The 10,297-nt window shown below is 75.1% G+C and carries 1 protein-coding gene; it reads left to right on the top strand.

Annotation, left to right across the window (positions count from 1 at the left end):
- Positions 1-13 precede the first annotated feature (13 nt).
- The coding region (locus tag J0670_RS39945; protein ID WP_307806574.1) for an SDR family NAD(P)-dependent oxidoreductase at positions 14-10,297 on the top strand (10,284 nt) is incomplete at its 3' end.

Genomic DNA, 10,297 nt, shown 5'->3' with positions numbered 1-10,297 from the left:
TGCCTGTCGTCTGGTGGCGGCGCGGGCTCGGCTGATGCAGGCGCTGCCCGGTGGTGGTGCGATGGCGGCGGTGAACGCGCCGGAGGCGGAGGTGCTGGCCGCTCTGGCGGACGGTGTCGCGATCGCGGCCGTCAACGGTCCGGAGTCCGTGGTGGTTTCCGGTGAGACGGAGGCTGTGGATCGGGTGGTGGAGTTGTGGCGGCTGCGGGGTCGTCGGGTGCGGCGGCTGCGGGTCTCGCACGCGTTCCATTCGCCGGCGATGGATCCGGTGCTCGGTGAACTCGCGGCTGTGGCCGAAGGGTTGGAGTACGGCCGTCCGCAGGTGATGTGGGCGGGTGCGCTGACCGGTGAGCTGGTGACGGAGTGCGAGGCGGGTTACTGGCCGGCGCAGACGCGTCAGGCGGTGCGTTTCTCGGACGCGGTCGCCGCGCTCGCGAAGCAGGGCGTCACGGTGTTCATCGAGGTCGGCCCCGACGGCTCCCTGTCCTCCCTGGGTTCGGACATCGTGGCCGGTACCGGGAACGACGAGGCCGTCTTCGTCCCGCTCCAGCGGCGCAACGACGAGAGTGTCCCGAGCCTGGTGACGGGTCTGGCCCGGGCGTATGTCAACGGGGCTTCGGTGGAGTGGAGTTCGGTGCTGCCGGCCGGTTCGCCGGTTGAGCTGCCGACCTACGCCTTCCGCCACCAGCGGTTCTGGCCGGAGGGCGTGGTGCCGCTCACGCCGCCGGCGGCCGGTGCGGACGGCGCGAGCAGTGCGGCGGAGGCCGAGTTCTGGGCGGCCGTCGAGAACGGGGACCTGGCCCGCATCGCCGACACGCTGGCCATCGAGGACGGGCAGCAGCTGAGCGAGGTGCTGCCGGCCCTGGCGTCCTGGCGGCGCCGCGAGAAGGACCGGCTGGTGACCACGGGCTGGCGTTACCGGGTGAACTGGGCGACGGTTGCCGAGTCCGACTCGCGGGTGCTGTCCGGTACCTGGGTGCTGGTGGTTCCGGCTGGGTTCGATGGGCAGTCGTGTGTTTCCGCGTTGGCTGCGCGTGGTGCCGAGGTCGTCGTGGTCGAGGTGCCGGCCGGAGCAGTGGATCGGGCCGGGGTGGCCGCGCTGCTGGGCGAGGCCGCGGAGTCTTCCTCGGTGGCCGGTGTGCTGTCGCTGCTGGCGCTGGACGAGTCGGTGCTGCCGGAGCACCCGGCGGTGACCGGTGGCCTGGCGACGACGCTGGCCCTGGTGCAGGCGTTGGGTGACGCAGGGATCGGTGCGCCGCTGTGGCTGGCCACGCGTGGCGCGGTGGCGGCTGGTCCGGGTGAGGCGCTGGCCAACCCGGTGCAGGCGCAGGTGTGGGGTCTGGGCCGTGTGGTCGGCCTGGAGCACCCGGACCGTTGGGGTGGTCTGGTCGACCTGCCCGAGGTGCTGGACGAGCGGGCGGGTGCCCGCCTGGTCGCAGTGCTCGCGGGCTGCGGCGAGAACGAGGTCGCGGTCCGGTCCGCCGGAATCCTGGGCCGCCGGCTCACCCGCGCCTCGCAGCTGCGCGGCAAGGACCGCTGGACCCCGCGCGGCAGCGTGCTGATCACGGGTGGCACGGGTGCCATCGCCGGGCACGTCTCGCGCTGGCTGGCCGAGCGCGGTGCGGAGCGGCTGGTGCTGACCGGCCGCTCGGGCCCCGCCGCCACCGGCATCGCGTCGACCGTCGCGGAACTGGCCGGGCGGGGTACGAGTGTGGACGTCGTGGCGTGCGACGTCAGCGACCGTTCGGCGCTGGCCGGGCTGGTGTCCTGGATCGGTGAGACCGGTCCGGCGCTGTCCTCGGTGCTGCACACGGCCGCCGTCCTGGACGACGGAGTGGTGGACGGCCTCTCGGCTGAGCGGCTGGAGTCCGTCCTGCGGGTGAAGGCCGAAGGTGCCGTCCTGCTCGACGAGTTGACCGCGGACCTGGACCTGGACGCCTTCGTCCTGTTCTCCTCGGCCGCGTCCACGCTCGGCGCAGCCGGTCAGGGCAACTACGCGGCGGCCAATGCCTTTCTGGACGCCCTGGCGGAGAACCGCCGTGGCCGCGGGCTGCCCGGTCTGTCGGTGGCCTGGGGCGCGTGGGGCGGTGGCGGGTTCGCCGAGTCCAGCGAGGCGGCACGGGCCCGGGTCAAGCGCGGCCCGATGCCGGCCATGGACCCGCAGCTCGCCGCCCGCGCCCTCGGAGGGGCGCTGGACGGCCCGGACGCCGTCGTCACCGTGATGGACGTCGACTGGGCCCTGCTGGTCTCCGCATCGGGCTCCGCGGACCTGCGGGAGGTGCCGCTCTTCCGCGACCTGCCCGAGGTCCGCCGGCTCGCCGCCCGAGGGGCCGGGGACGCCACCCGTACCGAGGGCGAACTGGCCCGCCGCCTGGCCGGGTTGGGCCGGGCCGAGCAGGAGCGGGTGCTCGCCGATGTGGTGCGGGCCGAGGTCGCCGTCGTACTGGGGCACGCCTCCGCCGACGCGGTCGAGGACCGGCGCTCGTTCAAGGACCTGGGCTTCGACTCGCTGACCGCCGTCGAGCTGCGCAACCGCCTCAACGCGGTGAGCGGCGTCCGGCTGCCCGCCACCCTCGTGTTCGACTACCCCACCCCGCTGCTGCTGGCCGGCTTCCTGCGCGGTGAACTGACCGGCGAGGCGGCCGGATCGGGTGCGGTCGTCGCCGTGACCGCCGCGGCCACGGACGAGCCGCTGGCGATCGTCGGCATGGCCTGCCGCTTCCCGGGCGGCGCCGGCAGCCCGGAGGCGTTCTGGGAGCTGCTGTCCTCGGGCGGTGACGCGGTGGGCGGGTTCCCGACCGACCGCGGCTGGGACCTGGAGGGCGTGTACGACCCGGACGGCGAGCGCGAGAACACGTCCTACGTGGCGCAGGGCGCCTTCGTCCGGGACGCGGCTGAGTTCGACGCGGGGTTCTTCGGGATCAGCCCGCGTGAGGCGCTGGCGATGGACCCGCAGCAGCGCCTGCTGCTGGAGGCGTCCTGGGAGGCCCTGGAGCGGGCCGGCATCGACCCGTCGGGGCTGCACGGCAGTGCGACCGGTGTCTTCGCCGGTGGCTACGCCTCGGGCTACGGCTTCACCCTGGCGGGCGAGGGAGGCGCCGGAGTCGAGGGCCACCTGCTGACCGGCAACGCGACGAGCGTGCTCTCCGGGCGCGTGTCGTACGCGCTCGGCCTGGAGGGCCCGGCGGTGACGATCGACACCGCGTGCTCCTCGTCCCTGGTCGCCCTGCACCTGGCCGCCCAGGCCGTGCGCTCCGGCGAGTGCTCGCTCGCGCTCGCCGGCGGCGCCACGGTGATGGCGACGCCGGGCATGTTCATCGACTTCTCGCGGCAGCAGGGGCTGTCCGCGGACGGCCGGTGCCGGGCGTTCTCCGAGGACGCCGACGGCACCGGCTGGGCCGAGGGCGTCGGGATGCTCGTGGTCGAGCGGCTGTCGGACGCGCGTCGCAACGGGCACCCCGTTCTGGCCATGCTGCGTGGTTCGGCGGTCAACCAGGACGGTGCGTCCAACGGTCTGACGGCGCCGAACGGCCCCTCGCAGCAGCGGGTGATCCGGGCGGCGCTGGCCAACGCGCGACTGTCCGCCGCCGATGTGGACGTGGTGGAGGCGCACGGCACGGGCACCACCCTGGGTGACCCGATCGAGGCCCAGGCCCTGCTGGCGACGTACGGTCAGGACCGGCCGGAGGGCAGGCCGCTGTGGCTGGGCTCGGTGAAGTCCAACATCGGGCACACCCAGGCGGCCGCCGGTGTGGCGGGCGTCATCAAGATGATCCTCGCTCTGCAGCACGAGCGGATCCCGCAGACGCTGCACGCCGAGGTGTCGTCCTCGCACGTGGACTGGTCGGCCGGCGAGGTGGAGCTGCTGACGGAGTCGGTGCCGTGGCCGGTGGGGGAGCGCCCGCGTCGGGCCGGTGTGTCCTCGTTCGGGATGAGCGGCACCAACGCCCACATCATCGTGGAGGAGGCGCCGGCGGCCGAGGTCGTTGAAGCCGTCCAGGCGCCGGAGACGGTGCCGGTGGTGGCAGGTGCCGCTGCGTGGCTGGTGTCGGGTCGGTCGGCCGAGGGGCTGGCGGCTCAGGCGGAGCGGCTGGCCGACTGGGTGGCCGCGCGGCCGGGGGTGACGTCGCGGGACGTCGCCTGGTCGCTGGCGACCACGCGGTCCGCGTTCGAGCACCGGGCGGTCGTGGTCGGCGGCGAGCGTGGCGAGCTGGTGTCCGGGTTGCAGAGCCTGGCGGCTGGTGTTCCCGGTGGTGCTCTGGTGTCGGGTGTGGCGCGGCCGGGTGTGCGGACGGTGTTCGCGTTCGCGGGTCAGGGGTCGCAGTGGGTCGGTATGGGCCGGGAGCTCGCTTTGGTGAGTCCGGTGTTCGCGGCGCGGTTGGCGGAGTGCGAGGCGGCGCTGGCGCCGTTCGTGGACTGGAAGCTCGCCGATGTGCTGGCCGGTGCCGAGGGTGCGCCGGAGATGAAGGCGGCGGATGTCGTCCAGCCAGCGCTGTGGGCCGTGATGGTGTCGCTGGCCGCGGTCTGGGAGGCCGCCGGGGTGACGCCGGATGCGGTCGTGGGTCACTCGCAGGGTGAGATCGCCGCGGCGACCGTGGCCGGGATGCTGTCCCTGGAGGACGGTGCCCGGGTGGTGGCGCTGCGGTCGCGGTCGTTGAAGGTGCTGGCGGGTCTTGGGGGGATGCTGTCGGTGAGCTGCTCCGCCGCTGTCGCGGAGGAGCGGATCGCGCGCTTCGGTGAGCGTCTGTCGCTGGCGGCGGTCAACGGGCCGTCGGCGGTGGTGGTTTCGGGTGATCCGGAGGGTCTGGAGGAGCTGAAGGCGGAGTTCGAGGCCGCAGGTGTGCGTGCCCGGATGGTCGCGGTGGACTACGCCTCCCACTCCGCGCAGGTGGACCGCCTCGAAGCGGAGATCACCTCTGTTCTCGCCGGGATCAGCCCTCGTCGCGGCCGGGTCCCGATGGTCTCCGCGATGACCGGCGAGACGCTGACGGGTGAGGAGCTGGACGCGGCGTACTGGTACGGCAGCCTGCGGGCGACCGTCCACTTCGACCGCGCGGTCCGTACTCTCGCGGGCCAGGGTCACCAGGTGTTCGTGGAGGTCACTCCGCACCCGGTGCTGATGGGTGCGATGAACGACACCCTCGAAGAGGTCGCCCAGGAGGCGGGCCCGGGCATCGTGCCGGCTGCCGTCTGCGGGACCCTGCGCCGCGACGAGGGCGGGACGGCCCGTCTGGTCACCTCCTTCGCCGAGGCGTTCGTCAACGGCGCGCCCGTCGACTGGACATCCGTCCTCCCGGCCGCCGAGCGGATCGAGCTGCCCACCTACGCCTTCCGGCATGAGCGCTACTGGCCGCAGGGGATGCTGCCCCTGTCGCTGGCGGGCGCCGGTCAGGACGCGGCCTCGCTGGGCCTGGGAGCGGTGGACCACCCCCTGCTCGGCGCGGCCGTCGAACTGGCCGGCGGCACCGGCCTGGTGTGCACCGGGCGGCTGTCCCTGCGCACCCACCCGTGGCTGGCCGACCACGCCGTCGGCGGGGCCGTGCTGCTGCCCGGAACCGGGTTCGTCGAGCTGGCGGTGCGGGCCGGTGACCAGGTGGGCTGCGGTCTGCTGGAGGAGCTGACCCTCCAGGCACCGCTGGTCCTGCCCGCCGACGGCTCCGGTGTCCAGGTCCAGGTGGTCCTGGCCGAGGCCGACGCCGAGGGCCGTCGTGCGATCGAGGTGTTCTCCCGCCCCGACGCCGCCGACCTGTGGCAGGCCTGGGCGCAGCACGCGAGCGGCGTGGTGGCCCCGGCCCCGGCGGCCTCGCGGACGCCGGAGGAGCTGGAGGTCTGGCCGCCGGAGGGCGCGACCGCGCTCGCCGTCGACGAGGTGTACGACGTCCGGCTGGCCGAGGTGTACGGCCCGGCGTTCCACGGTCTGCGGGCCGCCTGGCGCCGCGGTGAGGACGTGTTCGCCGAGGTGGTGCTGCCGGAGTCGGTGGCGCGGGAGGCGGGGGCGTTCGGTCTGCACCCGGTGCTGCTCGACGCGGCCCTGCACGCCGCCCTGCTGGAGGGCACGCCCCTGTCGGACGCGGAGTCGGACGGCCGGCCGGACGGGGTCCGGATGCCGTTCGCCTGGACCGGCGTCGAGCTGCATGCGAGCGGTGCTTCCGTCCTCCGCGCCCGGCTGCGGCGCGACGCCCGGGGCGGTCTGGCGCTGACGGCCGTGGACCCGGCCGGTGCCCTGGTGGTGTCGGTGGAGTCGTTGGTCAGCCGACCGGTGTCGGCCGACCAGCTGCGGGCCGCCGACAGCGGGGCGGCGGACGCGCTGTTCGTCGAGGAGTGGGTGCCGGTGGCCGAGGCCCCCGCCCCGGCCGGCGGGTGGGCGCTGATCGGCGCCGACCGGTTCGGCATGGTCGGGGAACTGGCGGCCGTCGGCGTGCCGGTCCGGTCGTTCGCCGACCTGGCCGAGGCCGCGGCGGCGACGGACGCGGGTGAGGCCGCGCCGGACGTGGTGCTGGTCTGCGTCGGTGCGACACCGGCGACGCCCGAGGCTCCGGAGGCCGGGACGGTCCCGGAGACCGCCCGCCGGCTCGCCGCCGACGCGCTGGCCCTGGCCCAGGAGTGGCTGGACGAACAGCGCCTGGAGTCCGCCCGGTTGGTGGTCGTCACCCGGGGCGGTGCGGCCGTCGGGGCTGGCGAGGCCGTGGTCGACCTGGCCGCCGCCGCGGCCCGGGGCCTGCTGCGCTCGGCGCAGGCGGAGAACCCCGGCCGGCTGGTCCTCGTCGACCTGCCCGCCGCCGGTACGGACGGGCGGATCGCCCTCCTCCCGGCGGTCCTCGCGGCCGGCGAGCCCGAGCTGGCCCTGCGCGGCGAGAGCGCGTTCGGGCGCCGGCTCAACCGTCCGTCCGGCGCTGGAGCAGCGGTTGAACGGCCTTCGGGCCCCGTCGCCGACGGCCGGCGGACGCTCCTGGTGACCGGTGGAACGGGCACGTTGGGCGGCCTGGTGGCCCGTCACCTGGTCGTGACCGGGCGGGCCCACGGCGTGGTGCTGACCAGTCGTTCCGGGCCGGCCGCCCCGGTGGTGGCCGGGCTCGCCGCCGAGCTGGCGCAGCTCGGTGCGTGGGTCCGGGTCGTGGCGTGCGACGTCGCGGACCGGGACGCGCTGGCCGCGCTCCTGGCCGCGCTCCCGGCCGACTGCCCGCTGGGCTCGGTCGTCCACGCCGCCGGGATCATCGACGACGGCGTGATCGGCACCCTGACCGCCGACCGGCTGGCGGCGGTCATGCGGCCGAAGGCCGACGCCGCGTGGCACCTCCACGAACTGACCCGGGGCCTCGACCTCGAGAACTTCGTCCTGTTCTCCTCGGCGGCCGGGATCTTCGGCGCGCCGGGGCAGGGCAACTACGTCGCCGCCAACTCCTTCCTGGACGCGCTGGCCGGCCACCGGCGGGCCGCCGGCCTGGCGGGCCTGTCGCTGGCCTGGGGCCCGTGGGTGCACGAGGCGGGCATCGGCCGGGACCTGGGCGAGCACCTGCTGACCCGGATCAGCCGCTCCGGGGTCACGGCCCTGGGCGCGGACGAGGGCCTGGCCGTGATGGACGAGGCGATGGCCCGCGGCGAGGCCGTCCTGGTGCCCGCCCGGCTGGACCTGGCGGACCTGCGGGCGCGCGCCGCCCGCACCGGTGACGTCCCGCCGCTGTGGCGGGCGCTGGCCGGGGGCCGGGTCCGCCGGTCGGCCGCCGCCCAGGCCGCGACCGGCGCCGACGCCGCCGATGCGCTGCGCCGCCGTCTGGCCGGCCTGTCCGGTCAGGAGCGCGACCGTACGCTGCTGGACCTGGTGCGGGCCCACGTGGCCGCGGTGCTCGGGCACGCCTCCGCCGAGGCGGTCGAGCCCACCCGGGCCTTCACCGACCTGGGCTTCGACTCGCTCACCGCGGTGGAGCTGCGGAACCGGCTGCGGACGGAGACCGGGCTGCGGCTTCCGGCCACGCTGGTCTTCGACTACCCCACCCCCGTCGCCCTGGCCGCTCTGCTGCGCGGCGAGCTGGCGGGCGACCTGCCCGCCGCGGCCGGCCCGGTCCGGCCGTCCGGCGCGGTGACGGACGAGCCGGTCGCGATCGTCGGCATGGCCTGCCGGTTCCCCGGCGGCGTCGCCGGACCGGAGGAGCTGTGGGCGCTGCTGGCCGGGGGCCGGGACGCGATCGGTCCGTTCCCGCAGGACCGCGGTTGGGACCTCGACGCCCTGTACGACCCGGACACCGAGCACGCCGGAACCTCCTACACCCGGGAGGGCGGCTTCCTCCAGGACGTCAGCGGGTTCGACCCGGCGTTCTTCGGGATCAGCCCGCGTGAGGCGCTGGCGATGGACCCGCAGCAGCGCCTGCTGCTGGAGACGTCCTGGGAGGCCTTCGAGCGGGCCGGGATCGACCCGGCGAGCCTGCGGGGCACCCAGACCGGCGCCTTCGTCGGCGGCTACAGCTCGGGGTACGCCGCGATGAGCCTCGACGGCGATTCGGAGTTCGAGGGCATCGACAGCCACGTGATGACCGGGAACGCGACCAGCGTCCTGTCGGGCCGGCTGTCGTACACGCTCGGCCTGGAAGGCCCGGCGGTGACGATGGACACGGCGTGCTCCTCGTCGCTGGTGGCGCTGCACCTGGCCTGCCAGTCGGTCCGGGCGGGGGAGTGCTCGCTCGCGCTCGCCGGTGGCGTCACGGTCACGGCGGCCCCGGACGGGTTCATCGCCTTCTCCCAGGCGCGCGGTCTGGCGGTGGACGGGCGCTCCAAGGCGTTCGCCGCGTCCGCCGACGGCATGGGCATGGCCGAGGGCGTGGGCATGCTCGTGGTGGAGCGGCTGTCGGACGCGCGCCGCAACGGGCATCCGGTGCTGGCGGTGGTGCGCGGTTCGGCGGTCAACCAGGACGGTGCGTCCAATGGTCTGACGGCGCCCAACGGCCCCTCGCAGCAGCGGGTGATCCGGGCCGCCCTGGACAACGCGGGTCTGGCCGCGGGTGACGTGGACGCGGTGGAGGCGCACGGCACCGGCACCAAGCTGGGCGACCCGATCGAGGCCCAGGCGCTCCTGGCCACCTACGGCCAGGACCGTCCCGAGGACCGGCCGGTCCTCCTCGGCTCGGTGAAGTCGAACATCGGGCACACCCAGGCGGCCGCCGGTGTGGCCGGTGTGATGAAGATGGTGTTGGCGCTGCGGCATGAGGAACTGCCGCCCACGCTGCACGTGGACGAGCCGTCACCGCACATCGACTGGTCGGCCGGGAACTCGCGGCTGCTCACGGAGTCGGTGCCGTGGCCGGCGGGGGAGCGCCCGCGTCGGGCCGGTGTGTCCTCGTTCGGGATGAGCGGCACCAACGCGCACGTCATCCTGGAGGAGGCCCCCGCCGAGGAGGCCGCCGAACCGCGGACCACGGCCACCGAGCCGGTGCTGTCGGGGGTCGGCGCGTGGGCGCTGTCGGGCCGGTCGGCCAAGGCGCTGTCGGGGCAGGCGGGCCGGCTGCGCGAGTGGGTGGCCGCCCGGCCGGAGGCCGAGCCGCAGGACGTGGCCTGGTCGCTGGCCGCGACCCGGTCCCTGTTCGAGCACCGGGCCGTCGTGGTCGGCGGTGACCGCGCGGAACTCGTGGCGGGGCTGGACAGCCTGACGGCGGGTGCGTCCGCCGGGTCGGTGGTCTCGGGCGTGGCCCGGGCCGATGCGCGCCCGGTGTTCGTCTTCCCGGGTCAGGGTTCGCAGTGGGTCGGCATGGGCCGGGAGCTCGCCGCGGTGAGTCCGGTGTTCGCTGCCCGGCTGGCGGAGTGTTCGCAGGCTCTGGCGCCGTACGTGGACTGGAAGCTCGCCGATGTGCTGGCGGGTGCCGAGGGCGCTCCCGCGCTGGAGGCGGCGGATGTGGTGCAGCCGGCGCTGTGGGCCGTGATGGTGTCGCTGGCGGCCGTCTGGGAGGCCGCGGGTGTGGCTCCCGAAGCGGTGGCCGGTCACTCGCAGGGTGAGATCGCCGCTGCGACGGTGGCCGGGATGCTGTCGCTGGAGGACGGTGCCCGGGTGGTGGCGCTGCGGTCGCAGTCGTTGAAGGTGCTGGCGGGTCTGGGCGGGATGCTCTCGGTGAGCTGCTCCGCCGCCGTCGCGGAGGAGCGGATCGCGCGCTTCGGTGAGCGTCTGTCACTGGCGGCGGTCAACGGCCCGGCCACGGTGGTGGTTTCGGGTGACCCCGAGGGTCTGGAGGAGCTGAAGGCGGAGTTCGAGGCCGAGGGTGTCCGCGCCCGGATGGTCGCGGTGGACTACGCCTCGCACTCCGCCCAGGTCGAG

It is taken from the genome of Streptomyces sp. FH025 (assembly GCF_017427025.1).
Taxonomy (GTDB): domain Bacteria; phylum Actinomycetota; class Actinomycetes; order Streptomycetales; family Streptomycetaceae; genus Kitasatospora.
The sequence above is the reverse complement of the archived record's forward strand: the minus strand, read 5'-3'. Positions and strand labels throughout refer to the sequence as shown.